Here is a 25,757-nt window from a genome sequence, read left to right on the forward strand (position 1 = left end):
CTCCCGTCATGCAAGATTCCCGCTTCGGCTTCTGCTGCAAATACATCCCCGAGGACGGCGACGCCCAAACGGCGCGGGCGATGAACACGAGCACGGTCACGATGGCCTATCTCGGCCGCCTTGATCCGAAGGGCGCTTACGACAAGATCAGCGCCGTCGTGGCCCATAATCTCGAAGCGTTCCGACTGCAGATCGCCCATGTGGCGACGCGGCCGAAGATCGAGCGACTGCATCGCCTGTCGAGCGATCTTCTCCCCGGCTACACTCATGCCAGCTGCAAGGATATCTACCGCGATCCGGATCTGCGCCGCCTGATCGAAACAAGGCTTGCCGCCATGGGAGAGTTCGCGCGCGACAACGATGTGCGGCTCAGCATGCATCCGGGCCAGTTCTGCGTCATCGCCTCCGCCAACCCATCCGCGGCCGCCAACGGGTTGGCGGAGTTCGAATACCATGTCGAGGTCATGGCGCTCATGGGATATGGCCAGGGGTGGCATCCCCATGGCGCGCACATCAACATTCATGGCGGCGCGAAAGCTCTCGGTGCGGAGGGGATTCGGGGCGGTCTCGCGCACCTGTCGCGCACGGCCCGCAACCTGATCACGATCGAGAACGACGAAGTCAGCTTCGGCCTCGACGATCTCCTGCCTCTCGCGGACGACGTGCCGCTCGTTCTCGATCTCCATCATCACTGGATCATGAGCCGGGGCGAATACATCGAGCCGGAGGATCCCCGGATCGCGCGCATCGTCGACTCCTGGCGCGGCGTGCGTCCGGTGAGCCATGTCAGCGTCTCCCGGGAGGACCTGCTGCCCGATCCGGATACGGAAGCGCTTCCGGACTTTCAAGCTCTGGTTGCGGCCGGGATCAAGCCGAAGGACCTGCGGGCCCACTCGGACCTCATGTGGAACAGAGCGGTCAATGATCTCGTGATACGCCACCTGTCCTGGTCGGATTTCGAAATCGAGGCCAAGCTCAAGAACATCGCCTCGGAAGGCCTGTCTCACCATTTGGCGTTCCGGCAGGCGGCAGATGCCGAACGGACATAATATTTCGTTTCCCGGTGTTTTGCGGGAACCAAACCGATTTGGCAGCGTTGTCGGACATTGTGCAGTGAATCAAGAAGCCGATGTCCGCCGATCCCTCCACGGTTCTCCTCGTCGAAGACGAACCTCTCATCCGCCTGTTCATCTCAGATCTGCTCGAGGATGCCGGCTTCAGGGTGGTCGAGGCTGCCAATGCCACGGAGGCGATCGTCCTGCTGGAGGCGGGGCTGCCGGTTAACGTTCTTCTGACGGACGTGGACATGCCTCAGGGGTGCAATGGCTTCGAACTCGCGCATCGGGTCCACCGTTCCTGGCCGGAGACCGAGATCCTCATCATGTCAGGCCGGCAATGGCCTTCAGAGGGCGATATCCCGCCGGGTGCCGCATTTCTTGCCAAGCCGTGCCCCAATGAGGCCATTGTGTCCCATGTGGCCTCCGCAGCGGAGCGAACCCGGCGCTTCGGCCATGTTGCCAAAAATCCACGACCGACGGTCGATCACGCGGGGAATATCGTTCCCTTTCCGAAAAGCGCCTAAATTCCTGAACTGCGGCTTGCTGCTGGCGCTGAGCGGACATAAGCTCTGCCGGAATTGACCTCCCGTCAGGGGGCTGGGCTCCGGCAATGCAGCCGAGGGGTCCGACCGAAGGCTGGTCAATGAGCTTTTCGGGCCTGGTTCAGGGCTGTCGACGAGCTTTCCCATACCATTCCCGGAGGAATAAATGCCGACCAAGACTACAGACGGAAAAGCCAGTGCGAAGAAGGCTGCCACGAAGACCGAAGGCTCGAAGCCCAACGCTCTTCAGAAGCCCTTGCAGCCGTCCAAGGAACTGGCCGCCATCGTAGGCTCGGATCCGCTGCCGCGCGGTGAGGTCGTGAGCAAGATCTGGGATTACATCAAGAAGAACAACCTTCAGAATCCCGAGAACAAGCGCGAGATCCTGGCTGACGACAAGCTGCAGCCGATCTTCGGCAAGCCGAAGGTGACGATGTTCGAGATGAACAAGCATCTCGCCCAGCACCTGAAATAAGCTTATCGCCGGTAAGCTCGATCATGAATCCTGCCGCCACCGCGTGAGCGGCAGGATATCCGGCCTCTGGCCGGGCGCTTTTTTCCAGGGGTCCACCGCCCAGGCCGTGCCCGTCCGCTTCTCGGCGATCACGGCGGTGAAATGCGGGTAGCGCCCATCGAGGAAGAAACCACGCGATTCCGGATATAGCACCGCATGATGGGTCAGAAGCCCCTGTTCCTGCAGCACCAGGAGCACGCTCGTGGTATTCGCGGTCTCGTCCAGACAATCCATCTGACCATAGACGCCCGACATCTGGGGCGGTGAGCCCGGCGTATCGGGCCTGCCCCCGAGCGAAGTGGCGAGATAGGCCGTATAGGAGCGGATCACCTCGGCGAGAGCCTGGCGTTCCGCATCGGGCGAGCCCTGGTTGGCCCTGAGCGTTTCTTTTGCCCTGCTCAGCCATGCTCCATCGACCGAAATCGCCATTCTCCGCACGCAACCATAGCCATGGCAGGCGATGATCCGGCTCCCCGACGGCCCCACATAGCCCTGCTGGTTGAACCAGCTTTGGGCGGGCAGGGACGCGGCCTCGGCCGACGAAGCCATGAACAACAGGAAGGGCAGGGATTTCAAAATGAGAAGTGGCGTCGCTCTCATGATGAGTTTACCTATCCGCGAGAGGTTGCAGCTATCCTTGGCCATATAGATCGGGCGGCTCATCCGCCCATAGGTCAAGCTTGCGAACCTGCCGCGACTCTGGAGTTCTCATGTCCCGCATCGTCTTCCTGAACGGATCCTTCCTGCCGATCGAAGAGGCCAAGGTGCCTTTCATGGATCGAGGCTTTATGTTCGGGGACGGCGTCTATGAGGGCATCGGCATGCTCGACGGGCGCCTGATCGACAACGAGGCGCATCTGGAGCGCCTGGAGCGTTCGCTCGCCGAGATCCGCATTCCCAACCCCTACACCAGGGCCGAGTGGACCCGCCTCCAGGAGGAACTCGCCCGCCGCAACGGCATGACCGAAGGCTTCATCTATTTCCAGGTGACCCGCGGGGTCGCCGAGCGGGATTTCTTCTTCCCTGACGATTCTAAGCCCACGGTGGCGATGTTCACCCAGGCCAAGTCCATCGCCGACGCACCCGCGGCCCGGACCGGGATTGCCGTCGTGACCGTGCCTGACCTGCGCTGGCAGCGGCGGGACATCAAGTCGATCAACCTGCTCGCCCAGGTCCTTGCCAAGCAGGCGGCCAAGGAGGCGGGCGCCCAGGAGGCCTGGCTGGTGGAGGAGGGCTTCGTGACGGAAGGGGGCTCGTCGAGCGCCTTCATCGTGACGAAGCAGGGCAGCATCGTCGTGCGCCCGCTCTCGAACGCCATCCTGCCCGGCATCACGCGCAAGTCCCTGCTCAGGCTCTCGCAGGAGGACGGGGTCGTCCTGGAGGAGCGCCGCTTCACGGTCGAGGAGGCCTATGATGCGGCCGAAGCCTTCATGACCAGCGCCTCGAACTTCGTTCTTCCCATCGTGTCCATCGACGGGCGTCCGGTTGCGGACGGCAAGCCCGGTCCGGTCACGAAGCGGCTGCGCGCGCTCTACCTGCAGATGGCCGGCGCAAAGGCCATGGCGGCCGAATAGCTTTGCCGGAACCCGCTCCTGGGTCACCCGTTGCCTTTCCAAAGGAGCGACCCATGAAGCGTATGCTGGTCTTATCCACGATCCTGGCCGCCGGCTTCGGCACGGCGGCCCTGGCGCAGAATCCCGAGGTTCTGAAGCAGCAGGCCCCGAACATGCCTGCGCCGAGCCAGATGCCGGCCGAGAAGGTCGAACCCGACAGCAACCTCTCCGGTCAGAACAACGGCCCGGCCGAAACGGGGTCGACCAATACCCTCAGTGACAAGCTGGAGCGCTCCGACGGGGTGATCCGCCCGCCGGCGAACATCTCTCCCGACAACACCGTGCGTCCGCCGGTGCCGAATCCCGGAACCACGCCGGTGATCCCCCCGCCGGGCAGCCCCGGCGGCAATCAGCAGGTCGAACCCAAGTAATCCTGAAGCTTGATAGTGCTTAAGCCTGGCGGGGAAGGGCTACTTCCCCGCCGAACGGCGGCGCTTGCCTTCGCGGGAGCGGTTATTCTCCGGCGTCTTCCCGTTGCCTGAGTTGTTGTTGTCGCTCTTCATGATCTGAGCGGCGACTTCCGTGATCTGGCGGCGCAGCTCGTCGGTCTGGCTTCCCGAGCTTTCCAGGCCCGTCAGCCGGGTCTGGGCCTCGTCCCGCTCTCTTTCGATCTCACGGATCCGCTGCTCCAGGATCAGGCCGCGCTCCTGCTCGGCAGCAAGGCTCTTGGCCAGTTCGGCGAGGCGCAGGCGCTCGTCGGAGAGCTCGCTGTGGCGCTCGCCCAAGGCCCGTTCGAAGTCGTTGCCCCGGGCCGTCTGGGTCATCAGGCGGGTTTCAAGGTCCGAGATGGTGATGCGCTTGGTGTCGAGCTCGCTCAGGGAGGCCGTGAGGCGGCGCTGGGCGTCGGTGAAGTCCGTCTCCAGGCGGGCGACCTTGTCCTCCAGATGGAGAAGCTCGTTCTTGAGCTTCGCGCGTTCGGTCTGGGCGATGTCGAGTTCCATGCGGGTGTTGGAAAGCTCGTCCAGGGTTGCCCGGTGGGCGTTTTCGAGAGCCGTCAGAGTCTCGCGGGTGCCCGAGAGATAGGCCTGCGTCTGGGTCTGATCGGCCTCGGCGGCCGCGAGCCGGGTCTGCGTCTCCGCAAGCCGGGTCTCGAGTTCGGATACCGTGCGATCCCGCTCCGCGAGGGTGGCCTCCAGGGCCTCGATCCGGATGGCCCGCCGGCCGAGCTCTTCCATGCTCTCGTGCTTGGTCGCCAAGGCCTCCTCGGCCTTGCGCTCGATCCGCCGCTGCATCACCGCGAATTCGGCCCGCAGGTGGTCCTTCTCGGCCGTCAGTTCCGAGATCGACATGGGAAACAGCGCCTCGGCCCTGCGGCGGGCGAGACGCTCCGCGCGGGCATTGACGGCGGGGATGATGAGAAGCGCGATGAGGGATGCTGCGACGAACCCCAGCGCAAAGATCATGATGCTTTCGATCACGCGGACGCCAACTCCAAAATGCTTGACCGTTAACGCTCAAGCACCTTGCCTTGTGCCTGCGCAGCTTTCCAGAGCGAGAATGCTCCAGACCGCCCGTTGTAGCGCATCCGAGGACGGTTTCCACTGGCGTCGCGGCAACTCGCCCCAGAGTTTAGTGAGCATTCCTCCCCACGTCATCACCGGGCCTGCCCCGGTGATCCCGATTGTGTCGAGCGCGGCGCTCTTCCAATCGGATGGCCGGCACGAGGCCGGCCATGACGTCGCAGGGACCTCGAGGTCCCATGAATTTCGTGTCCCTGGAGAGCCTAGAAGGGGTTCCAGGTCGGTTCCGGCGTGAACTTCAGGTAGCCGACATTGACGCCGAGGCGGGCTCCGACGCCCGCCCGGATCGGGACCACGATCATCTCGTCCGCCGCAACGGCCGTGACGCCAAAGCCGCCGATGAAATAGGCGGAGCCGTCGATGCCCACGAAACGCTTATAGAGGGCATCCGTAAAGGGCATGTTGTAGACCAGCATCATGGTGCGGGCACCGTCGCCGCCCACATCGAAGCCGAGGGACGGCCCCTGCCAGAACACCTTGCGGTCACCGGCGTTGCGGGTGAAGAGCTTGCCCTCGCCGTAGCGCAATCCACCGAAGAACGCCCCGGAGGCTTCCTGGCCCAGGATGTAGCCGTTGGGTTCGCCCCAGCGCCGGATCGCCTCCTGCAGGGCGAGGGCGAGGCCGCGGGAGGCGGAGCCGAAGAACTGGTGGCCCGACTCGACCAGTTCGTTGGAATTGAAGGAGTTGGGTCCGCCGGGATTGCTCGCATAGGCGCGTTGAACGGTTTGAGCGGAGGCCGGCAGGGGCAGGGCGCCGACCAGAGCGGCGAAGGCCGCTGCCGCAAGAAAATTGGACCGGGAGCGCATGGGCTATCTCCTCGCATGAGACAGGGGACAATCCGGCTCATAAGTCCGGAAAGCTGCTATCGAGGTTCGAACCTTAAGATCATCAACCCTAACAATCTCTGTACGGCGTGCCTTTCGGGAAGGCACGATTCATCATCCGGGTCGAAAAACTCCCGGAAGGGCTGCGGGATGACGGGATTTCAGGCCGCCGAGGCGGAAACCGGCAGGTCGAGGCGCGAGGCCAGGGCGTTGTCGCCGATCGCCGCGAACGGTCCGTTCCGGTAGCCCCTGTCCTCGTGGCCATAGGTCAGGGGAACGCCGCCGGGGCCGACGACGCTGCCGCCCGCGCAGGTCAGAATGTGGTCGCCCGCCGCCGTATCCCATTCCATTGTCGGGCCGCAGCGCACATAGACGTCCGCCTCGCCGGACGCGATGAGGCAGAATTTCAGGGCCGACGATGTCATGCGCCGCGTGCCGATGGACAGGGCCGAGAGGCAGACTTCCGTGGCGCTGTCGCCATGACGGCGGCTCACCAAGGCGACGAGGTCCGTCTCGGGCGCGGGGCGGACCTTCGCGTCGCGCCAGCCGAACTCTGCCGTCCCGTCGGGCAGGGGACTCGTCCGGGCCGTCGCACCGGCGATCCAGATCGACCCCATGGCTGGAGCGGCCACGACGGCCGCCACGGGCCTCTTACCCCGGATCAGGGCGATATTGACGCTGTACTCCCCGGTGCCGCGGATGAAGTCGCCCGTGCCGTCGAGGGGATCGACCAGGAAGAAGGAGTGATCGACGGGTCCGGTGCTGCAGGTTTCCTCGGCCACGACCGGCACTCCGGGCCAGGCTTCCTCCAGGCGCTTGAGGATCAGTTGTTCGGCTGCGAGATCCGCCGCCGTGGTCGGGGTTCCGTCGTCCTTGATGCGCTTGTCGAGAAAAGCGGTCTCCATGCCGCGCAGAATGCGGCCCGCCTCCACGGCGATGTGAGCGAGCTTCAGGGCGATTTCGTCGGGGTTCTGACCATCGAAGCGCATCATAGGTTTGTGCCCGTTCCCTTGAGATCTGTCGATCTCTTTTTGCCCGCTTCCCAAAGAACTCATAGCCGGGTATCCGGGTTCACGTTCTCTTTCCTGTTTGGCTGTATGGGTACGCGTCGAAATTCCGATTTCATGAACATATAGCTGACATTACGGTGCCTCCGGAGCCCTCATGGCCACGATCTCGCTCGATTCGCTCGACCTCGCCGCTCTCCTCTGCTCGCGCGTCTGCCATGACGTGATTTCGCCGGTGGGCGCGATCGTCAACGGGCTGGAGGTTCTCGAGGACGACAGCGATGCCTCCATGCGCGATTTCGCGCTCGACCTGATCCAGAAGAGCGCTAAACAGGCCTCCGCGCGTCTCCAGTTCGCGCGCCTCGCCTTCGGGGCCGCCGGATCGGCAGGCGCCTCCATCGATCTCGGCGATGCCGAGCAGGTGGCCCGGGGGCTCTTCCTGGACGACAAGATCAGCTTTTCCTGGTCGTCGCCCCGGCTCCTGTTCCCGAAGAACCGGGTGAAGCTGCTTCTCAATCTGGTCATGATTGCCACCACGGCGATCCCGCGGGGCGGCTCGATTGCCGTGACGGTGACGGGTGACGCGGAGAACTGCGCCTTCACACTCGTGTCGAAGGGCCTGAACGCCCGCATTCCCGCGCATTCCGAAGCGCTGCTCGCCGGGAGTTCCGAGACCGGCACGGTCGATGCCCACGGCATCCAGATCTATTACGCCGGCATGGTGGCGCGCGCCTCGAACATGAGCATCGCCTTCGGCATCGAGGGCGACGAGGTGACGATCAAGGCTGCGACCGTCTGATTTACGCCTTGTAGGCGACGAGGACCGCGCCCGATGCGATGAGCGCGATGCCGATCCAGTTCGGCATCGCCAGCTTCTCCCCCAGAAAGATCACGCCGAACAGGGCGACGAGCACGACGCTGAGCTTGTCGATCGGAGCGACGCGCGCCGCATCCCCGAGCTTCAGGGCCCGGAAGTAGCAGAGCCAGGATGCGCCTGTGGCGAGCCCGGAGAGGACGAGGAAAAGATAGGTCCTGCCGGAAACGGATGCCGGGGCCTGCCACTGGCCCGTTCCGAACAGGATTCCGCCGAGCACGACCAGGATCACGATCGTTCGGATGAAGGTCGCGAAATCCGAATTGATGTTTTCGATGCCGACCTTTGCGAAGATCGCCGTCAGGGCCGCGAAAGCCGCGGAGAGCAGGGCCCAGAACTGCCACGACAATAGAACGGTTTTCATGTGAACCTCCATGCTCGTGCGACCCTGCACCGATGGCGCACTCACGAATGCAGGAAGCATCGGATCCGATGCTCAAGCGTCAACAAAAAAGCCCGGCTCGAGCCGGGCTTTTTTGAATTCCTGCCGATCGCGACGATCAGATCGCGATGCGCTCTTCCGCCTCGTTCGGCTCGCGCAGCACGTAGCCGCGGCCCCAGACCGTTTCGATGTAGTTGCGGCCCTGCGAGGCATTGGCAAGCTTCTTGCGCAGCTTGCAGATGAACACGTCGATGATCTTCAGCTCCGGCTCGTCCATGCCGCCGTAAAGGTGGTTGAGGAACATCTCCTTCGTCAGGGTCGTGCCCTTGCGGAGGGAGAGGAGCTCCAGCATCTGGTATTCCTTGCCGGTCAGGTGCACGCGGGCGCCGCCGACTTCGACCGTCTTGGTGTCGAGGTTCACGATCAGATCGCCGGTGGTGATCACCGACTGGGCGTGACCCTTCGAACGGCGGACGATCGCATGGATGCGGGCCACCATCTCGTCCTTGTGGAACGGCTTGGTGAGATAATCGTCGGCGCCGAAGCCGAGGCCCTTCACCTTGTCCTCAATGCCGGCCATGCCGGAGAGAATCAGGATCGGCGTCTTCACCTTCGCGACGCGAAGCGTCCGCAGAACCTCGTAGCCCGACATGTCGGGGAGGTTCAGGTCGAGAAGGATGATGTCGTAATCGTAGAGTTTGCCGAGGTCGATGCCCTCTTCGCCGAGATCCGTCGTATAAATGTTGAAGTTCTCGGACTTCAGCATCAGTTCGATGCTTTGCGCAGTCGCGCTGTCGTCTTCGATCAGAAGTACGCGCATGTTCAATCCCCAGCCCTTGCCCTTGAGCCTTCGAGCAGCGGACAGCCACCCATCCACCACCGGGCCTGCGGCGGATGCTCTTTTGAACTGATTCGAAACGCTAATTCAGAATGGTTAACAAACACTGATTCTGGGATGCAAGCGCTTAACGACCTGGAGAGGCAGATCATCTGCCGAAGGCGATTAACCTGTGGATTCTGGGTAACCATAGGGAACCGCCTCACATCATCCCAAATTCTTGTAACCTAAGCGTTTCAGGTGAACCCGGAGGCGGATCCGAAGCGGCCGCTTCCGGGATCGGGCCAGTCTTAACGAAATCGGTAAACGAAACGTTTACGAGGCTGGCCGGCAGCCCTCCGGGCGAGCTGTATCTCCAAGGAGAGCTCTCAGGATAGGAAATTTTTTGTCGCAGCCGGTAAGGAAAGCTCAACTTCCATGGGCGAAGGTGACGCATGTCTGGCGGATAACTGAGCGATCCGTGAGATGCAGTGAAACAGCGACGTGTGGAGTTCAATCAAGATGAAGTCGCGGGATACGCTCATCCGCCTCAAGCGCTTTCAGGTCGACGAGAAGCGTCGGCGGGTGGCGCAGATCGAGATGATGATCTCTGAGTTCGACCGCATGGCGGCTGACCTGGACCGGGAAATCGCCGCGGAGGAGCAGAAGGCCGGCATCGCCGACCCCAACCACTTTGCCTATCCGACCTATGCGCGCGCTGCGGCCCAAAGGCGGGACAACCTTCGCCACTCGGCCCAGAACCTGCACATCCAGCTCGACGATGCGAAAGCCGAACTCGGCGAAGCTTTCGAGGAGCTGAAGAAGGCCGAGAGCCTGGAAGACCGCGAGCGGACCCTCGATGCCGCCATCGCCCAAGCCGGGCACGGTCGCGCGGTTCGCGCCTCGGCCTGATCGTCTTGCTCATCGAATTTGGGGGAGGGCGTGTCCGAACAGGACGCGCCCTTTTCCTATTCCCGACCGCCCAGGACCGGAATGTGAGGCGCTGCTTCCAGGGGAAGGACGCCGAGGAGGCGTGGATCGTCGGCGACCTCGATGGCGCGACGATAAGGCGTGAAGCCCGAGCGTATGTAGAAGGGCAAGGCGCCCGGCGAATCGAGCGTGCACGTATGAACGAAGAGGCGCTCCACCGGCCGGGAGAAGGCCCGCTCGACGGCCTCGTGCATCAGGAAGCGTCCGGCGCCCCGGCCGATGAAGCCGGGGACAAGCCCGAGGAAGGCCAGCTCGGCCTCTTCCTTGGGGCGGAAATCGAGTTCGAGCAGGCCCACATCGGCCGTCCCATCATGCAGGGCATAGGCTTCGACCTCGGGATCGTCGAGGATGGCGGCCAATTCGGCATCAGGCATCATCGCCCGGCTGAACCAGAGCCATGGTTCCCCGATCGTCCTGAACAGGGCCCGGTAGCGGGGATGGTCCCGGTCGATGCGCTGAAGGCTCCAGTCCTCAGGCTTCTCGAATGGAGAAAGGGTGGGGCGGCTTCGCATCTCCAGATAGGTGACGATGGTCGCGATCTTGCCCGACGGCAGATCGGTATAGCCATCGAGGTTGAGAGCCGCTGCAGGTTCCGCCGTCATGGGTCCATGCCTTTTGGAATCGGTGAGGAAGGGAGCTGCGCTGCCTGATAAAGAGCTTGTCCCCCGACGTCACGCCCCTTCGGACGACCATCATGCGTTCGTTCGTCTCTCTTTTGTAGCGGGCATCTGCCTTGGACCTTATGTCATGTCCGGGGAAGGCATAATCCCCTTGCAGAACAAAGGGATTGTAGGCACAGAGGAAACAACGAGGGAGTTCCGCCGGCTCGATGAAGAATGTGCGTGAGTTCATTTGGCCCGTGATCGGGCTGCTTGCAGTCGTCGTGTCGGGCTGGCTTCTTTATCGTGAACTGCGGGGGATGTCGCTCGACGATGTCTGGGACAGCCTGACTGCCGTTCCGGCACATCGCTATGCTCTCGCGGCACTCTCCACTCTCGTCGCATATGCGGCCCTGGCCTGGTACGACCGGATCGCCCTGCTGCATTTGGGCGTGCGCCATATTTCGTGGCTGTTCGTGTCGATCACGTCGTTCACGACCTACGCCCTCTCCCACAACATCGGCGCCTCGGTCTTTTCCGGCGCCGTGGTGCGCTATCGGGCTTATACGTCGAAAGGCTTGGGCGCCCCCCAGATCGCCGTGCTGGTGGCCCTCTGCTCCTTCACCTTCGGCCTCGGCACCATTCTGCTCGGCGGAGTGGCCCTGGTGGCGGACCCGACCCTGCTGCACCGGCTCGAGGATCTTCTGCCGTCCATGCTGACCAACCCGGCGACGGCTCGCGTCGTCGGGTTTCTGCTCCTCGGGTTCGTCGCGCTCTACGTGGTGGGGTCCATTCTGCATCTGCCGCCGCTCGTCATCCGCAAGGCCAAGCTGGAATATCCCCGGCCCGCCGTGATGGTGCGCCAGCTGATCGCTGCGCCGCTCGAACTCCTGGGGGCCGCCGGCATCATCTATTTCGTGCTCCCGGCCCATCTGGAGCCGAGCTTCATCATCGTGCTCGCGGTCTTCCTGGCCTCCTTCTCGGCCGCCCTGGTCAGCCATGCGCCCGGAGGACTCGGGGTGTTCGAGCTGGTCTTCCTGACGGCCATGCCGGACATCCCCAAGGCCGACGTCTTGGCGGCGCTCATCATCTTCCGCCTCTTCTACCTCCTGATCCCCTTCGCGCTCTCGCTCGTGGTCGTGCTGATGTTCGAGCGTGCGCGTCTGGCGCAGGCCTGGCGCGGGCGGGCGGGCGCCCCCGACGGCGCTGTGCCGCCGCCGCCTCTGTCCTCCTCCGAAAAATGAGCCCTTTCTGGCGGCGCCTGCGCTTCGGCCTCTCGACGCTGCTTGGCGTCAGGCGGCTTGGTTTCTTCATCCCGTACCGCTATGCGGGGAGCGTCGACGCGCAGGACTATCCAGCCTTGCGCCCGCTCTTCGAGGCGGCGGGGCCCCGCTTTTCCGCAGTGCTCGACTCGATCGATCGTCACGCGGACGATCTGCGCTCCATTCTGCGGGGCAGGGGACCTGCGCGCTTCGACCAGAGCTGGTTTCCCCGCCTCGACGCGGCCGCCGCCTATGCCCTCGTCCGCCGTGAGAAGCCGCGCAGGATCGTGGAGATCGGCTCCGGCCATTCGACCCGCTTCATGGCCCAGGCGGTCCAGGATGGGGCGCTTCCCACCCGGATCACCTGCATCGACCCCGCTCCCCGGGCGAGCCTGCGCAAGCTCGATGTCGAGCATCGGCAGGCGCTCCTGCGGGACGCGGATCCGGGTGTGTTCGAAGCGCTGGAGGCCGGGGACATCCTCTTCATCGATTCAAGCCACATCGCCATGCCCGGCACCGATGTGGACCGTCTGTTCCTCGATGTGCTGCCCCGTCTTGCGAGCGGGACCCTGGTTCATATCCACGACATCGCGCTCCCGCATGCCTATCCGGCGGTCTGGGACTGGCGCGGGTATAACGAGCAGCTGCTCGTCGGGGCCCTGCTGCAGGGAGACGGCTACGAACTCCTTTTCGCAAGCCATCATGTGGTGCGAACCAACGGTGATGCCCTGTCAAAGGGCATTCTGGCGGAGTTGCCCCTTGTCCCCGGCGCGCACGAGACGAGCCTCTGGCTGCGGAAGCGCTGATCAGGCGGCGACCGTAGGCCTCTGACCCGGCTCCGGCACGGCGATGCCGGCGTCCATGTATTCGTTCAGCTTGTTGCGCAGGGTGCGGATCGAGATGCCCAATATCCGCGCCGCGTGCGTCCTGTTGCCGAAGCAGAAGGAGAGGGTGTCGAGGATGAGGTGACGCTCCACGTCGGCGATGGTGCGTCCGACCAGGATGCGCCTCAAGGCATCCATGGCCTGTTCCGCTTCGGGCATCGAACCTGCATTCGTATGGGGTGAGCCTTGCTGTTCCAACGAATCCGGGATGCCGAGCACGATACGAGCCTGCCTTAAGGGAAGTGATTCAGGAGTATATGCTCATTCTATGGTTAGGAAGGTCTTAACGGCCGAGCTTCCCGTCAACGAAAAAGGCGCCGGTCGGGTGACGGCGCCTTTTCAGGAGGGTCTCTGGGATGCTTACTGGCGGTATTGCTGGATGCGCGTGGTGCGCAGGCCGGCCAGGCCATGCTGGTCGATGGACATCTGCCAGCTCAGGAATTCCTCGGTGGTCAGCGTGTAGCGCTGGCAGGCCTCCTCGAGGCTGAGCAATCCGCCGCGGACGGCGGCGACGACCTCGGCCTTGCGACGAATGACCCAGCGGCGGGTGCTGGACGGGGGAAGGTCGGCAATCGTCAGGGGACTGCCGTCGGGCCCAATGACATACTTGACCCTTGGGCGGTGGGGTTCGGTCATGATACGCTCACACAAAAATTCAACGACCTTTGACAGGCTCGAACCTACGTGACGGGACTTAATGTTTCCCTAAGCCCATCAGGTGGTTACGAGGATGCCTAAGCTTAGCCATAAACGTTAACGTTGGCTTATTGCGGCGCATTTTCCCTTTAAGAATTGTGGCGCGGGAGCATCGGGTCCGAAAAACGGGGCCACCCTCTTTGGATCCTCTCCGATGCCCGTCCTCTAGGCCGGCCCTCGTTGCACTTGGGCCCGGGATGGCCGCATCGGCGAAAATCGGGTCCACTTTTCAGCACGATGCGTTATAGAAGGGCTTTGCAACCCCTCCCGTGCGCCGCCTTGAACGGCGCCTCTGGATGGAAACATGCTCAATTCACTTGATCTTCCCACCGATCCCTCCAAGACCCGCGTCGTCGTCGCGATGTCGGGCGGCGTGGACTCCTCCGTTGTCGCGGCCCTGCTCAAGCGCGAGGGCTACGATGTCCTCGGCATCACGCTCCAGCTCTACGACCACGGGGCCGCCGCGCACCGAAAGGGCGCCTGCTGCGCCGGCCAGGACATCTACGATGCCCGGCGGGTGGCGGAGGCCATCGGCATCCCCCATTATGTGCTCGACTACGAGGCCCGCTTCCGCGAGGCCGTGATCGACCGCTTCACCCAGAGCTATCTGGCGGGCGAGACGCCTATCCCGTGCGTCGAGTGCAACCGCTCGATCAAGTTCCGCGATCTCCTGGAGACCGCCCGGGAGCTCGGAGCCGATGTGCTCGCCACGGGCCATTACGTGGCGAGCCGCGCCTTGCCCGACGGTCGCCGGGCGCTTCACCGGGCCGCCGACCCGGATCGGGACCAGAGCTACTTCCTCTATGCCACGACTCCGGAGCAGCTGGACCTCCTGCGCTTCCCCTTGGGCGAGCTGCCCAAGGAAAAGACCCGCGAGCTGGCGCGCGAATTCGGCCTCACCGTGGCCGAGAAGGAGGATAGCCAGGACATCTGCTTCGTCACGCAGGGGCGCTACAGCGACGTGATCGAGCGGCTGAAGCCCGGTGCCGTGCAGGGCGGGGAGATCGTCCATGTGGACGGCCGCGTGCTCGGCCGCCACGAGGGGATCATCCATTACACGGTGGGGCAGCGGAAGGGGCTCGGCCTCTCCGTGGGCGAGCCGCTCTATGTGGTCCGCCTGGACGCCAAGGAGGCCCGTGTCGTCGTCGGCCCACGGGAGGCGCTGGCCACCCGCCTGATCCGCATGACCGACGTGAACTGGCTCGGCGACGTTCCCCTGGAGGCCTTGGGCGAGGAGGGCATGGAGGTGGCCGTGCGTGTCCGCTCCACGCGTGAGCCGCGCCCGGCGCTCTTGAGATCCACAGGAACCCACACTACGGTCGAGCTGTTATCGGCGGAAGACGGGGTGTCTCCCGGTCAAGCTTGTGTCATCTATGAGAGCGATGCTCCCCGGGCACGCGTGCTTGGCGGGGGCACCATTGCTCGGACACTTGCCGAAGCCGCACCCGCCGCGGCCTGAGGTGCTTAACCAGGGATAGTTTATGTCGGATGGAGCGACCACCGTCCTGATGCGCAAGGCTTATGCGCGTTGGGCCCCGATCTATGACCTCGTCTACGACAAGCTGACCGAACCGGCCGCCCGCGCGGCGGTGAACGCCGCGGTCGCCTGCGGTCCTAAGGTGCTGGAGGCGGGCGTCGGAACGGGCCTGTCCCTCGGCTACTACCCCAGGCATGCGGAGGTCTATGGGGTCGATCTCTCCGAAGACATGCTGCGCCGAGCCCAGGACAAGGTGGAGAAGAAGGGGCTCAGCCACGTGAAGAGCCTGCAGGTGATGGATGTCACTCATCTGGGCTTTCCGGACGAGAGCTTCGATGCCGTCACGGCCCAGTTCATCATCACCCTCGTGCCGGAGCCCGAAACGGCTCTCGACGAGTTCATGCGCGTGCTGAAGCCGGGCGGCGAGATCGTGCTCGCCAATCACTGGGGCCAACCCTCGGGCCCGATTGCGGCCCTAGAGGAATTGGCATCGCCCGTTGCCAAGGCCATCGGCTGGAGTTCGGCCTTCAAGGCGGCCCGGGTCGAGGACTGGGCCCGCAGGACCGGCCGCATGGAGGTCGTGGAGCTGCGAACCCTGTTCCCGGTCGGCTTCTTCAAGCTCATGAGGATCAGGAAGCAGGCGTGAGTAGGGGAGGGGCCGAAGCCGGATGGGCCCAAGGGCCTGCCGCCAGGGCGTCCGGCGCGATCGAGGTGACTTTCGAGGCTTGAGCCCTATTTGCTGTGAGGCATCGAGCGGAAAAGCGAATCCGGTTTTCCGCGCGAACGATGCGTCCTTCGAAGATCGGAGCATCGGATCGATCCGATGCTCCGGGGCTGCCATCTGCTCATAAGCGAAAGCCACTGCCATGCGTCTCTTCATGTTCACCTCCCAGGCCAAGGACGACCTGCACGCGTTTGCAGGCGATGAGTCAGGCAGCAAGCTCCCGGCCAAATATGGACCCTGGGGGCTGACCGGCACGCTGGGCTCCCGCGAGACTCCGCCGCACAAGTTCCCGCGCAAGGCCATCGAGCAGGCGATCTCGACCGATGGTTTCCAGCTCTGGCGCATGAAGCCGAAGGGCTGAGGGAACCGCCGACCCGGCTCCGAAGATCACGACCTGAAGCGCGCCGCATAAATCCGCAGCTTTGCCGCGCGTCTTCCTTGACACTAGGGGGCAATCTTCCCTATATCGCCCATGCCTGACGCGGGGCTAAGCCCCGCTTCCTGGGGCGGAGTAGCTCAGTTGGTCAGAGCAGAGGAATCATAATCCTTGTGTCGGGGGTTCAAATCCCTCCTCCGCTACCACTCAATGGCTAAGTCATTGAAATTAAATATCAATTCGGCGATATTATTTCCTTTATAGTAGCGCCTCCAGCGCAAAAAGCCCAATAATCTCAATAGTTGCAGCTGATCAGCGGCTAGTTGATGTTCGATAGGTACCGCACTTATTCGCGATCAAACGTAAGCAGCTGGCGTTCGCTTCCCAAGCGTAGATAAATTGCGGTGACCTCAGCGTGTGAGCAAACATCCACTCCCGTCGCGAATGTCTGCTTTTAACCCCAAGCTGAAGTTGGCGAGGGTATGGCAGACCGTGACTAACGTGGCGTCGACGGTGAGTCAGGTGAGTTTGGTGATGCCGCCACTGCTCACGGAGGCGAGCAGCTCCACAATGCGCCTTCCGCCAAGCCTCAGCTCAGGGGCGACCTCGGCCAGTGGCACGAGCACGAAGGCGCGTTCCGCCGCATAGGGGTGGGGAAGTGTCAGAGCGGGGGTGCCGATCTCCAAGTCACCATAGGTCAGGATATCAATGTCGATTGCTCGGGGACCCCACTTGGTCTCACGGATGCGCCCAAGCTCCTGTTCGACGCGTAGGCAAAGAGCCAGAAGGTCTTCCGGCGAGAGATCGGTCTCGGCAAGGGCACAGGCATTCACAAACCAGTCCTGAGCAACAGGCCCCCACGGCTCGGTGCGAAAGTCGGCTGAGCGAGCCACAATCGGTGCTCCGCCTCGATCAAGAGCAGAAAGAGCCCTGGCAATGTTGCCGCGCTTGTCGCCCAAGTTGCTGCCTAGGCTGAGCGCCACCTTAGCCATCGCGCGAGCGCCGGATCTCGACCGCAACGCTGTCGAGGATGAACGGAACCGGCGCCTCAGGCTTCTCGACCCGCACCGTCAGAGACGTAATCCGCGGAAATCGTTCCAGCACGCCTGCGGCGATGGCCTCCGCCAGGCCTTCGATGGTGTAAAAGCGGCGCGTGGTGCCGACCTCATAGGCCAGCTTGGCAAGGCTCGCATAGCAGACGGACTGGTGATAGTCGTCCGCCTGCCCGGCGGGCCTGAGATCGAGAGCGCAGGTGAGGCTCACGTAAAAGCGCTGCCCCAGGCGCGCCTCCTCGGCGTGAACGCCATGGTGGGCATAGAGCGCCAGCCGGGAGAGTATAATCGTATCGGTCAAAGTTGGTCTCTCAACAGAATATCGGCGACCCGACACGCTTCGACGTGAGCCCTCACGACGTGAACCCGAAGGATGTCCGCGCCCCGCGACACCGCCGCGAGATGTGCGCCCAGGGTCCCGTACAGCCGGTCGCGCGGCGACACCTCGGGCTTGTAGAAGCGGCCAAGAACCGATTTGCGGGAGGCTCCCACCAGAACGGGGAAGCCTATGGCCTTGAGTTCGGGCAGGCGGCGCAAGGCCTCGAGGTTCTGATCGGCCGTCTTGCCGAAGCCGATGCCGGGATCAAGGATCAGATGCGTGTCCGGAATGCCGGCCCGCCGGGCGAGGTTCAGGGAACGCTCGAAGAAGCGCTGCATGTCCGCCATGAGATCGAGCGAAGGATCCGCCTCCGCCCGATTGTGCATGACGACCGCCATAGCCCCATGCGCGGCCACGGTGGCGGCCATATCGGGATCGTACTGGAATCCCCAGATGTCGTTCACGATCCTGGCGCCCGCCGCCAAGGCCGCGCGAGCGGTCGCAGCCCGGTAGGTGTCGATCGACATGGGCACATTGAGAATGCCGGCGAGGTCGCGGATGACAGGAATAATGCGCCGCTGTTCCTCCTCAGCTCCAACCGGCGTGTGTCCCGGGCGCGTGGACTCCCCACCGATATCGATGATGTCGGCCCCAGCGTCCTCTATCTCGCGGGCATGTCGAAGCGCGGCCTCGTGGTCGCTGAACAGGCCCCCATCCGAGAACGAGTCGGGCGTGACGTTCAGGATGCCCATGATCAGGGTGCGCGAGCCCAGACGGGTCAAGGTTGGTGACATGGTCGATCCCGAATTCATCAGACGCCTCGCTTGTTGCCCCAGGCGAGGATCCGCATGGTGTCTTCCGCATAACGCCTTTCGGGAACGGGTTCGCCGGTGGTCAAGGCCGACCCGGCCAGGAGACGTCCGAGGGCGGAGATGTCGACACTGTCATGCGGCACGCCGAAGCGGACGGCGCAGGCTCGCGCGGAGTCGAGCTCCTTTTTGTGACGCTGACCGTAGTCGAAAGACACGAGGCGGGTGAGGGTTCGCTCCGCCGCGACCTTATGTGCTAGGGTGCCGGAGTCCAATCCGGTGGAACGGATGACGAGGGTCTTCACGGGGGCTCCTTGTTCTGACCGGGTAGGCTGCGACCGGATCGGCTCGGGGGCCGATAAGCATGAGACGGAGCGCACCTGCAAAGGAGCCATCCGCTTTCCCGCGTAGAAAGACCTGTGTCGAGAGGAAGTCAACTCCACGTGGGCCGGAAAAACCGTTGCGCTGGAAGGAGGCTGACCGGGGGCGAGCGGCAGCCAAAGTACGACTGCCGCACACGCCATCACGAAAGCCGATCTTAGAACGCGATCGGCAAATCCGGGAGTTGCCACCTGACGAGTAGCTGAAGATGCGCGCGCATTGGGTCTGGCCATATCGGCCGTGAGCTGGCGCAGTGAGTGACCCGCTATATGCTTGCAAGCATGATCCTGGATCGAGGACTGAAAAGAAATGTAAGCACAGCAGCTTGATCAGTCAGAGGAGGGGCATACGTCCATGCCGAATGCGGGGTCAAGTGCCACGCCGATGCACAGTTTTTGCTTGCCGCTACTGCTGGCGCCGGGCAGATCGGGCACCTCGCAGATCTGGGAACGACCGCTATTTGCACTAAGCGGACGCTGCCCGTAATCCCTGGCTGGAGCCGAAAGAGCGTAACTGGAACCGTATAGAGTACTGTTGGGCGGATTGCGGTATCGGTCCTCCGCTACCAAACTTTCTAAGGCCTCTATCTTCAAAAAATTACTGAAAATACTGGCGCGGCGGCACAGCGGCCTGTCGCGGCCGTTGCTCTTCAACGACCGCTTCATCTCGCCTTCCGCAGATCCGGATCGGATTTGCAGATCAATGCGTCTTCATACAGGCCGGGCCCAAAGCACTCCTGCTTGAGCAGGGCCTGCGTATTGGGTCCAACCAGCTCGTTCATGGTCCAGAGTTAGCCCGCCGGATCCGACTGTCGTGCCAGAAGGTTGCGTTCCACACTCTGCAAATGAGTGCGCATTGCTGCGGCAGCGGCATTCATGTCTCGGTTCTCGATGGCAGCGATGATTGCTTCGTGCTCGCTGAAGCTGTGATGATCAGGCTCCGGCTTGACGGGGTTCGATCTGAGCCGACCCCATGTGACCGCCCGGCGCAGGGCGTTCAGCATGTCGAACAATCCGAGCAACGGCGTATTCTGCGTCGCTTCCGCAATGGTGCGATGAAGGCGGGTGTCCCAGTTTTCATATTGCCGCCACGTGGCGGCTTCCCGCGTCCGGGTCTGACACAGTCTCAACTCGGCGAGGTGCATGGGAGTCGCCGTCAGAGCCGCTGCCCGGGCGATCTCTGGCTCGATGATGAGGCGCGCCCGCATCAGTTCCGCCGGATTGGTCCGCTTCGCCAAGGCCGCGATATCCGAGAGGCTGTCGGTGGGGCGGTTCCCCAGGAAGGTGCCTTTTCCGACATGGCGCCAAATCTGCCCCTCGGCTTCGAGTGCTCCCAGCGCTTTTCTCAACTCCGTCCGGGTGATGCCCAAGGCGACAGCCAAGTCCCGCTCTGGCGGCAGGCGTCCATCTTCAGGTAGTTCGGCCTGTGCGAGATAGGCCCTGAGTTGGGTGACAACGCCCCGATTGGATCCTGCCTCACTGTACATTTGCATCTTCTGGTCTCAACCAATCCGATATTGGTTGGATCTTCTAGCTGAATATTGCATCTCGTCAACTGAAATAAAGCTTGACACCAATTCAGCCAATTGCAACCAATACAATATTGGTCGCGAAAGGTGCGGCTGAGAGCAAGAGCGGGTCAACCGCCCAAACAATGGGAGAGAAACATGTTCAAGGGCTTACTGAGCTTGAAGACAGGCGCCGCAGTTCTCGCGATTGGTACGGCGCTCATGACATCGAACGTAGCGGAAGCAGCCAAGGTTCGCGTGGTCTATGGCGATATCCCCAGCGTGGAATCCCTGCATCTCCTGGCGGCCTTCGAGCGCGCCAAGGAAAAGGGCGTCGACATCGAAATGACCTACCTGAAATCCGAGGACATCGCCGCTCAGGCCGTGGTCGGCGGCCAGGCGGACATTGGCGTCGGCGGTCCTTACGCGCTCGTTCAGAAGGTCAAGGCTCCGATACGGATGTTCATGCAGCTTTCGACGCTGCGCTTCTACCCGGCCGTGAACGGCGAGTTCTACAAGACCTGGAAGGATCTCAACGGGCAGGAAGTAGCCGTTCACTCGCGCGGCTCCGGCACCGAGGCCATCATGAAGCTGATGGAACAGCGGCAGGGCATCAAGTTCTCCAAGATCAGCTACATCCCGGGTGCCGAGGTGCGCACAGGCGCTCTGCTCCAAGGGAACATCAAGGCTTCCATCGTCGATTCCTCGGGCCGCCGCCTCCTCGAAACTCAGGCTCCCGGCAAGTTCGTCATCCTGCCTCTCGAAGGCGTGAATGCCACCGACGAAGCTTTGTTCGCCAACACGAACTTTCTCGAGAAGAATGCGGCGGATGTCGACAAGATCGTCGAGGCCATTCTCACCACATGGCGCGACGTGACGGACAATCCGGCCGTGGTTGCCGAGTGGCGGGCCAAGTACAACCTGCTGCCCGACCTGCCTGCTTCGCAGGCGGGCGACATCAGGCCTTATTTCGAGGAGCTCGCGAAGGGCAGGGCCTTCCCGCTCAATGGCGGCGGCGCGACAGCGGCGAAGGACGACTTCGCCTTCTACACCCTCTCGGGCCAGCTCACGGGTGAGCCCTCCAGCCTGAAGGTGGAGGACTTCTGGGACACCCGCCCGCTGGATCGCGCTCTGGCCAAAATCGGTTCCAAGTAAGGAGCCGAAATGATGGTTTCCTCCCAAGTGAACGGCCCCGTGCGGGCCGTCCATCCGCCGGTGGGCTGGGGCTTCAGCCTCGGCCACCTGTTCACCAGCCACCCGATCGCCACGAGAATGGCATCGCTCGGATTGTTCTTTCTCATCTGGGAGATCGCCGGGCGTGTGCCGATCAGCTATGCCTTCCCAACCTTTCTCGATACGCTTTATGCCTTTGCCACCATACTGTTCGATGGCAGCCTGGTGCTGGCCTATGGCTCGACGCTGCAGCCGCTGCTCATTGGAATCGTGATTTCGGGCGTCATCGGGGTCGGGCTCGGTATCGTGATGGGGCTGTCACGGAAGGCGGAGTGGCTCGTGGCGCCGCTCTTCATCGTTCTTCAGTCTGCTCCCATGGCGGCCCTCATTCCGCTCATCACGTTCGTGTACGGCATCGGCTTGATGGCGAAGGTTCTCGCAGTCGTCATGCTGGCACTGCCCGTCATCGTGCTGAACGGCTACAAGGCCGTACGGAACGCCAGTCCCTCCCTGGTGGCCATGTGCCGTTCGTTCCAGGGCACGCGATTCCAGCAGATCACCAAGATCATCATTCCCGATGCAAGTCCGGTGATCTTCGCAGGGCTCCGCCTCGGTCTCGCCGCTGGCTTCATCGGCGTCATCCTGGCTGAGCTTCTGATCACGCCGACCGGCATTGGAGATCTCATCACCTACCATCGGTCCGTGGCCAACTACGCCGAAATGTATGCTGCCGTGGTTTCCATCATCCTGGTCTCGACCCTGACGCTCGCGGCTCTTGAAGCCTTCGAGGTCCGTGTGCTGCGCCCCGAAAAGAAGAGAGGCTGACATGACCGTTTCCACCGCTTCCATCGATGCCATGCCTCGGATACAAACCGACAGTGCTGTCGAGGTACGCAGCATCTGCAAGACTTATGGTGAAGTCGAAGCGCTCCGCCTGATCGATCTCGACTTTCCACGGGGCAAGCTTACGACACTGCTCGGCCCCTCCGGCTGCGGCAAGACTACCCTGCTCAAGATCATTGCCGGCTTGGTCGAACCGACATCGGGCGAAGTGCGCGTGAACGGCAAGATCATCACCGGCCCTGGGCCGGAGCGCGCCTTCGTTTTCCAGGACTTCGCCCTGATGCCGTGGGCGACGGTGATGCGCAATGTGGCCTTCGGTCTGGAGCTGAAGGGCATGGGTAAGGCGGAACGCCAATCCATTGCCCGTCATTACATCGCCGAGGTCGGCCTCACAGGCTTCGAGGACAAGTACCCGCACGAACTCTCGGGTGGCATGCGCCAGCGCGTCGGTCTTGCCCGTGCCTTCGCGGTCAATGCTGATGTGTTGCTGCTCGACGAACCGTTCTCGGCTGTGGACGAGCAGAACCGCCGCAAATTCCAGGAGGACCTGCTGCAACTGGTGGAGAAAGAGCGCAAGACGTTCATTTTCGTGACGCACAGCATCGAAGAGGCCGTCTACGTATCCGACCGCATCGTGCTGCTCTCGCGACGGCCGAGCCGCGTTGCACAGATCATCGAGCCGAGGATCGATCGCACGGTCTCTCCCGATGCGATCCGCCGTGACCAGGGCTATCTCGATACCGTCGAGGAGATCTGGCAGGGCCTCAAGCACTACGTCGATTGAGGGAGGCGGCCATGACTGTTTATGGATACCGGGTGCCGATGATGGCATCCCTTCTGGTCTGGTGCCTGCTCTGGGAGCTCGTCGGGCAGTCTGACCTGATGTTCCTGGTGCCGCCGCTCTCAAGCGTGCTGATGGCCGGCATCACGATGGTGCAGACCGGAACATGGCAGGCGGCAGCGCTGATCACTCTGCACAGCTTTGCCATCGGAATGGCGCTGGCTATCGTTGTCGGCATCACGCTGGGCGTGCTGATGGGGCGGTTCAAGGCCGTGGACGAACTGTTCAGCATCTGGGTCAACATCTTCGTCAGCGCGCCGCTTTCGGCCCTGGTTCCGGTGTTGATGATCCTGTTCGGCATGGGTGAGACCACGGTGATCGTCACGGTCTTTCTCTTCGCGGTGTGGATCATCGTGTTGGACACGCGAGCGGGCATTCAACATGTCCCGAACTCGCTTATCGAGATGGGGCGGTGCTACGGTGCCTCTCCCTTCGCTCTTTACGGGAAAATCGTTCTCCTTGCCGCACTGCCGGAGATCCTCGCGGGGATCAGACTCGGCCTCGTGCGCGGCGTAAAGGGTGTTGTGATCGGCCAGCTTCTGGTGGCGATCATCGGTTATGGCGAACTGTTTGAACTCTATTCACGCAGCTTCGACATGGAGAACTTCTGGGCATTGACGATCATCCTCTTCGCCGCGGCGATGCTGATGTCGGCAGCCATTGAACACATTGAGAAAAAAGTCGACTACTACGCAGGAGTAAGATGATGAACGCGCCTCTCGCCATGACCGGCTATGTCATTCAGCCGGCCCCTGTTGCGACCTTGCCTGTGCAGGGCAGCGACAAGCTTTTCCCGATCCATCGCATCTATTGCGTCGGCCGCAACTATGCCGAGCATGCGATCGAGATGGGCCACGATCCTTCCAAGGAGCCGCCGTTCTTCTTCCAGAAGAATCCGGACAACATCGTCACGGATGGCAAGTTCTCGTATCCGAGCCAATCATCGGATGTGCATCACGAAATCGAAATGGTCGTGGCGCTTGCCAAGGGGGGCGACAACATCCCGGTCGAAACTGCTCTCGATCACGTCTTCGGCTACGGCGTTGGTCTCGACATGACCCGTCGCGACCTTCAGGGTGAGGCCAAAAAGCTGGGGCGGCCGTGGGAAGTCGGCAAGGCCTTCGAAGCGTCCGCTCCCTGCGGGCCGCTGGTTCCGGCCGGCGAAATCGGGCATCCGACGTCCGGCGCAGTGACGCTGAAGGTCAATGGAGAGCTCCGTCAGCAGGGCGACCTCAATCAGTTGATCTGGAAGGTGCCGGAGATGATCTCTTACCTTTCGGGCCTGTTCACCCTGCAGCCGGGCGACATCATCATGACCGGTACGCCGGCAGGCGTCGGTGCCGTCGTGCGCGGCGATGTTCTGGAAGGCTTCGTCGAGGGCGTCGGAAAGATCGAGGTCGTCGTTGTCTGACCGGTTCCGCCTGTCCTGAGACGTCTCGACAAGGCCGAGCGTTTTGCAAAGCCGCAGCACATTCCTGTGTGCTGCGGCGCAATTATAGGGCGGGACAACCGCCAGCATATCAAGCAGGAGCCACAAGTGGCGAAGATCAAGGTAGCCAATCCGGTCGTCGAGCTCGACGGCGACGAGATGACCCGCATTATCTGGCACTTCATCAAAGAGAAGCTGATCCACCCCTATCTCGACATCGACCTGAAGTACTACGACCTGAGCGTCGAGCACCGCGACGCCACCAACGACCGGGTCACGGTCGAGGCCGCCGAGGCGATCAAGAAGTACGGCGTCGGCGTCAAATGCGCCACCATCACGCCGGACGAGGGCCGGGTGAAGGAGTTCAACCTCAAGGAGATGTGGAAGTCGCCCAACGGCACGATCCGCAACATCCTCGGCGGCGTGATCTTCCGCGAGCCGATCATCTGCAGGAACGTGCCGCGCCTCGTGCCCGGCTGGACCCAGCCGATCATCGTCGGCCGCCACGCCTTCGGCGACCAGTACCGCGCCACCGACTTCAAGGTGCCGGGCAAGGGCCGCCTGTCGATCAAGTTCGAGGGCGAGGACGGCACGGTGATCGAGAAGGAGGTGTTCAAGTTCCCGGATGCCGGCGTCGCCATGGCGATGTACAACCTCGACGAGTCGATCCGCGAGTTCGCGCGCGCGTCGATGAACTACGGCCTGAACCGCAAGTACCCGGTCTATCTCTCCACCAAGAACACCATCCTCAAGGCCTATGACGGCCGCTTCAAGGACATCTTCGAGGAGGTGTACCAGAACGAGTTCAAGGCCAAGTTCGACGCCGCCGGCATCATCTACGAGCACCGCCTGATCGACGACATGGTGGCCTCGGCGCTGAAGTGGTCGGGCGGCTATGTCTGGGCGTGCAAGAACTACGACGGCGACGTGCAGTCCGACACGGTGGCGCAGGGCTTCGGCTCGCTCGGCCTGATGACCTCGGTGCTGATGACGCCGGACGGCCGGACGGTGGAGGCGGAGGCCGCCCACGGCACGGTGACGCGCCACTACCGCGAGCACCAGAAGGGCAAGGAGACCTCGACGAACTCGATCGCGTCGATCTTCGCCTGGACCCGCGGCTTGGCGCACCGGGCCAAGCTCGACGACAACGCCGAGCTCGCCCGCTTCGCCGCCACCCTGGAGAAGGTCTGCGTCGACACGGTCGAGGCCGGCTTCATGACCAAGGACCTGGCGCTGCTGGTCGG

Annotated in this window: 32 protein-coding genes, 1 tRNA gene and 1 pseudogene; 19 read left to right on the forward strand and 15 right to left on the reverse strand. The window is 62.8% G+C overall.

Annotated features, from left to right (window positions below):
- The first annotated feature begins 8 nt into the window (after positions 1 to 8).
- From DDF70_RS09965 to DDF70_RS09975, 3 genes are all read left to right on the forward strand, one after another.
- Positions 9 to 1,049: an apurinic/apyrimidinic endonuclease family protein gene (locus DDF70_RS09965; RefSeq protein WP_114944710.1), complete on the forward strand. Its 1,041-nt coding sequence runs from the start codon at positions 9 to 11 to the stop codon at positions 1,047 to 1,049.
- 80 nt (positions 1,050 to 1,129) lie between these two features.
- Entirely contained in the window at positions 1,130 to 1,582 is a 453-nt protein-coding gene (locus tag DDF70_RS09970) for a response regulator (RefSeq protein WP_114944711.1), read from the forward strand.
- Positions 1,583 to 1,766: 184 nt separating this feature from the next.
- Positions 1,767 to 2,075, forward strand: a complete 309-nt coding sequence (locus tag DDF70_RS09975; protein ID WP_114944712.1) for an SWIB/MDM2 domain-containing protein — start codon at positions 1,767 to 1,769, stop codon at positions 2,073 to 2,075.
- Between the two features lie 21 nt (positions 2,076 to 2,096).
- On the opposite strand, the gene DDF70_RS09980 is transcribed toward DDF70_RS09975, so the two are convergent.
- Complete coding sequence (locus DDF70_RS09980) at positions 2,097 to 2,714, reverse strand: hypothetical protein (protein WP_162820323.1); 618 nt, start codon at positions 2,712 to 2,714, stop codon at positions 2,097 to 2,099.
- A gap of 110 nt (positions 2,715 to 2,824) precedes the next feature.
- Here DDF70_RS09980 and DDF70_RS09985 point away from each other — a divergent pair, with 110 nt between their 5' ends.
- Both DDF70_RS09985 and DDF70_RS09990 read left to right on the forward strand, forming a co-directional pair.
- Positions 2,825 to 3,688: a D-amino-acid transaminase gene (locus DDF70_RS09985; RefSeq protein WP_114944714.1), complete on the forward strand. Its 864-nt coding sequence runs from the start codon at positions 2,825 to 2,827 to the stop codon at positions 3,686 to 3,688.
- Between the two features lie 53 nt (positions 3,689 to 3,741).
- Positions 3,742 to 4,098, forward strand: coding sequence for a hypothetical protein (locus DDF70_RS09990; RefSeq protein ID WP_114944715.1), 357 nt, complete (start codon positions 3,742 to 3,744; stop codon positions 4,096 to 4,098).
- 39 nt (positions 4,099 to 4,137) lie between these two features.
- On the opposite strand, the gene DDF70_RS09995 is transcribed toward DDF70_RS09990, so the two are convergent.
- From DDF70_RS09995 to DDF70_RS10005, 3 genes are all read right to left on the reverse strand, one after another.
- Complete coding sequence (locus DDF70_RS09995; protein ID WP_114944716.1) at positions 4,138 to 5,145, reverse strand: coiled-coil domain-containing protein; 1,008 nt, start codon at positions 5,143 to 5,145, stop codon at positions 4,138 to 4,140.
- Between the two features lie 305 nt (positions 5,146 to 5,450).
- Positions 5,451 to 6,053 carry a DUF1134 domain-containing protein gene (locus tag DDF70_RS10000; RefSeq protein ID WP_114944717.1) on the reverse strand — a complete coding sequence of 201 codons (603 nt, stop codon included), beginning with the start codon at positions 6,051 to 6,053 and terminating at the stop codon, positions 5,451 to 5,453.
- 179 nt (positions 6,054 to 6,232) lie between these two features.
- Entirely contained in the window at positions 6,233 to 7,063 is an 831-nt protein-coding gene (locus DDF70_RS10005) for a 3'(2'),5'-bisphosphate nucleotidase CysQ family protein (protein ID WP_114944718.1), read from the reverse strand.
- Between the two features lie 172 nt (positions 7,064 to 7,235).
- Between DDF70_RS10005 and chpT the strand changes: the two genes are divergently transcribed.
- On the forward strand, positions 7,236 to 7,877 hold the full coding sequence (gene chpT, locus DDF70_RS10010) for a histidine phosphotransferase ChpT (protein WP_114944719.1): 642 nt from the start codon (positions 7,236 to 7,238) through the stop codon (positions 7,875 to 7,877).
- Between the two features lies 1 nt (position 7,878).
- Here the strand turns inward: chpT and DDF70_RS10015 are convergent, their stop codons facing one another.
- Together DDF70_RS10015 and ctrA are read right to left on the reverse strand one after the other, a co-directional pair.
- Positions 7,879 to 8,316 (reverse strand): EamA family transporter, encoded by a 438-nt coding sequence (locus DDF70_RS10015; RefSeq protein ID WP_114944748.1) that lies wholly within the window; start codon positions 8,314 to 8,316, stop codon positions 7,879 to 7,881.
- A gap of 136 nt (positions 8,317 to 8,452) precedes the next feature.
- Positions 8,453 to 9,154, reverse strand: coding sequence for a response regulator transcription factor CtrA (gene ctrA / locus DDF70_RS10020; RefSeq protein ID WP_114944720.1), 702 nt, complete (start codon positions 9,152 to 9,154; stop codon positions 8,453 to 8,455).
- Between the two features lie 519 nt (positions 9,155 to 9,673).
- Here ctrA and DDF70_RS10025 point away from each other — a divergent pair.
- Positions 9,674 to 10,063 carry a flagellar export protein FliJ gene (locus DDF70_RS10025; protein ID WP_009763777.1) on the forward strand — a complete coding sequence of 130 codons (390 nt, stop codon included), beginning with the start codon at positions 9,674 to 9,676 and terminating at the stop codon, positions 10,061 to 10,063.
- 56 nt (positions 10,064 to 10,119) lie between these two features.
- On the opposite strand, the gene DDF70_RS10030 is transcribed toward DDF70_RS10025, so the two are convergent.
- Positions 10,120 to 10,743: a GNAT family N-acetyltransferase gene (locus tag DDF70_RS10030; protein ID WP_114944721.1), complete on the reverse strand. Its 624-nt coding sequence runs from the start codon at positions 10,741 to 10,743 to the stop codon at positions 10,120 to 10,122.
- Positions 10,744 to 10,970: 227 nt separating this feature from the next.
- Here DDF70_RS10030 and DDF70_RS10035 point away from each other — a divergent pair, with 227 nt between their 5' ends.
- Positions 10,971 to 11,984, forward strand: a complete 1,014-nt coding sequence (locus tag DDF70_RS10035; RefSeq protein WP_114944722.1) for a lysylphosphatidylglycerol synthase domain-containing protein — start codon at positions 10,971 to 10,973, stop codon at positions 11,982 to 11,984.
- Positions 11,981 to 12,808 (forward strand): class I SAM-dependent methyltransferase, encoded by an 828-nt coding sequence (locus DDF70_RS10040; RefSeq protein WP_114944723.1) that lies wholly within the window; start codon positions 11,981 to 11,983, stop codon positions 12,806 to 12,808. The genes DDF70_RS10035 and DDF70_RS10040 overlap by 4 nt, the downstream gene beginning before the upstream one ends.
- Here the strand turns inward: DDF70_RS10040 and DDF70_RS10045 are convergent.
- A pseudogene (locus DDF70_RS10045) lies at positions 12,809 to 13,012 on the reverse strand (helix-turn-helix domain-containing protein); the annotation flags it as partial. It abuts the gene before it with no gap.
- A 234-nt stretch (positions 13,013 to 13,246) separates the two neighbouring features.
- Positions 13,247 to 13,522 (reverse strand): CtrA inhibitor SciP, encoded by a 276-nt coding sequence (gene sciP, locus DDF70_RS10050; protein WP_009763782.1) that lies wholly within the window; start codon positions 13,520 to 13,522, stop codon positions 13,247 to 13,249.
- A gap of 364 nt (positions 13,523 to 13,886) precedes the next feature.
- Between sciP and mnmA the strand changes: the two genes are divergently transcribed.
- The 4 genes from mnmA to DDF70_RS10070 all read left to right on the forward strand — a co-directional run bounded on the left by mnmA (position 13,887) and on the right by DDF70_RS10070 (position 16,365).
- Positions 13,887 to 15,041, forward strand: coding sequence for a tRNA 2-thiouridine(34) synthase MnmA (mnmA, locus tag DDF70_RS10055; RefSeq protein WP_114944724.1), 1,155 nt, complete (start codon positions 13,887 to 13,889; stop codon positions 15,039 to 15,041).
- A gap of 22 nt (positions 15,042 to 15,063) precedes the next feature.
- Entirely contained in the window at positions 15,064 to 15,705 is a 642-nt protein-coding gene (locus DDF70_RS10060) for a class I SAM-dependent methyltransferase (protein WP_114944725.1), read from the forward strand.
- 220 nt (positions 15,706 to 15,925) lie between these two features.
- On the forward strand, positions 15,926 to 16,144 hold the full coding sequence (locus DDF70_RS10065) for a hypothetical protein (protein ID WP_114944726.1): 219 nt from the start codon (positions 15,926 to 15,928) through the stop codon (positions 16,142 to 16,144).
- Between the two features lie 144 nt (positions 16,145 to 16,288).
- A tRNA-Met gene (locus tag DDF70_RS10070) sits at positions 16,289 to 16,365 on the forward strand.
- A 312-nt stretch (positions 16,366 to 16,677) separates the two neighbouring features.
- Here DDF70_RS10070 and folK read toward each other — a convergent pair.
- From folK to DDF70_RS10095, 6 genes are all read right to left on the reverse strand, one after another.
- Entirely contained in the window at positions 16,678 to 17,151 is a 474-nt protein-coding gene (gene folK, locus DDF70_RS10075) for a 2-amino-4-hydroxy-6-hydroxymethyldihydropteridine diphosphokinase (protein WP_114944727.1), read from the reverse strand.
- Entirely contained in the window at positions 17,144 to 17,512 is a 369-nt protein-coding gene (gene folB, locus DDF70_RS10080) for a dihydroneopterin aldolase (protein ID WP_114944728.1), read from the reverse strand. The genes folK and folB overlap by 8 nt, the downstream gene beginning before the upstream one ends.
- Positions 17,509 to 18,342, reverse strand: a complete 834-nt coding sequence (gene folP / locus DDF70_RS10085; protein ID WP_114944729.1) for a dihydropteroate synthase — start codon at positions 18,340 to 18,342, stop codon at positions 17,509 to 17,511. Before folP ends, folB begins: the two co-directional genes overlap by 4 nt.
- Positions 18,342 to 18,644 carry a 7-cyano-7-deazaguanine synthase gene (locus DDF70_RS10090; RefSeq protein WP_114944730.1) on the reverse strand — a complete coding sequence of 101 codons (303 nt, stop codon included), beginning with the start codon at positions 18,642 to 18,644 and terminating at the stop codon, positions 18,342 to 18,344. The genes folP and DDF70_RS10090 overlap by 1 nt, the downstream gene beginning before the upstream one ends.
- A gap of 405 nt (positions 18,645 to 19,049) precedes the next feature.
- The gene (locus tag DDF70_RS36510) at positions 19,050 to 19,385 is read right to left on the reverse strand and encodes a hypothetical protein (RefSeq protein ID WP_162820324.1); all 336 of its coding nucleotides are present in this window, start codon (positions 19,383 to 19,385) and stop codon (positions 19,050 to 19,052) included.
- A gap of 125 nt (positions 19,386 to 19,510) precedes the next feature.
- A complete protein-coding gene (locus DDF70_RS10095) occupies positions 19,511 to 20,212 on the reverse strand; it encodes a FadR/GntR family transcriptional regulator (protein WP_114944731.1) in 702 nt (233 codons plus the stop codon).
- 174 nt (positions 20,213 to 20,386) lie between these two features.
- Here DDF70_RS10095 and DDF70_RS10100 point away from each other — a divergent pair, with 174 nt between their 5' ends.
- The 6 genes from DDF70_RS10100 to DDF70_RS10125 form a co-directional block, all read left to right on the forward strand.
- Entirely contained in the window at positions 20,387 to 21,382 is a 996-nt protein-coding gene (locus DDF70_RS10100) for an ABC transporter substrate-binding protein (RefSeq protein WP_114944732.1), read from the forward strand.
- Between the two features lie 9 nt (positions 21,383 to 21,391).
- Positions 21,392 to 22,225, forward strand: a complete 834-nt coding sequence (locus tag DDF70_RS10105; protein ID WP_170316052.1) for an ABC transporter permease — start codon at positions 21,392 to 21,394, stop codon at positions 22,223 to 22,225.
- A gap of 1 nt (position 22,226) precedes the next feature.
- The gene (locus DDF70_RS10110) at positions 22,227 to 23,027 is read left to right on the forward strand and encodes an ABC transporter ATP-binding protein (RefSeq protein ID WP_114944733.1); all 801 of its coding nucleotides are present in this window, start codon (positions 22,227 to 22,229) and stop codon (positions 23,025 to 23,027) included.
- Between the two features lie 11 nt (positions 23,028 to 23,038).
- On the forward strand, positions 23,039 to 23,791 hold the full coding sequence (locus tag DDF70_RS10115; RefSeq protein WP_114944734.1) for an ABC transporter permease: 753 nt from the start codon (positions 23,039 to 23,041) through the stop codon (positions 23,789 to 23,791).
- Positions 23,791 to 24,495 (forward strand): fumarylacetoacetate hydrolase family protein, encoded by a 705-nt coding sequence (locus tag DDF70_RS10120; protein WP_114944750.1) that lies wholly within the window; start codon positions 23,791 to 23,793, stop codon positions 24,493 to 24,495. The genes DDF70_RS10115 and DDF70_RS10120 overlap by 1 nt, the downstream gene beginning before the upstream one ends.
- A gap of 126 nt (positions 24,496 to 24,621) precedes the next feature.
- Positions 24,622 to 25,757: NADP-dependent isocitrate dehydrogenase (locus DDF70_RS10125; RefSeq protein WP_114944735.1), on the forward strand; the 1,136-nt coding region annotated here is incomplete at its 3' end.

The sequence above is a fragment of the Microvirga calopogonii genome, from assembly GCF_003347665.1.
Taxonomy (GTDB): Bacteria; Pseudomonadota; Alphaproteobacteria; order Rhizobiales; family Beijerinckiaceae; genus Microvirga; species Microvirga calopogonii.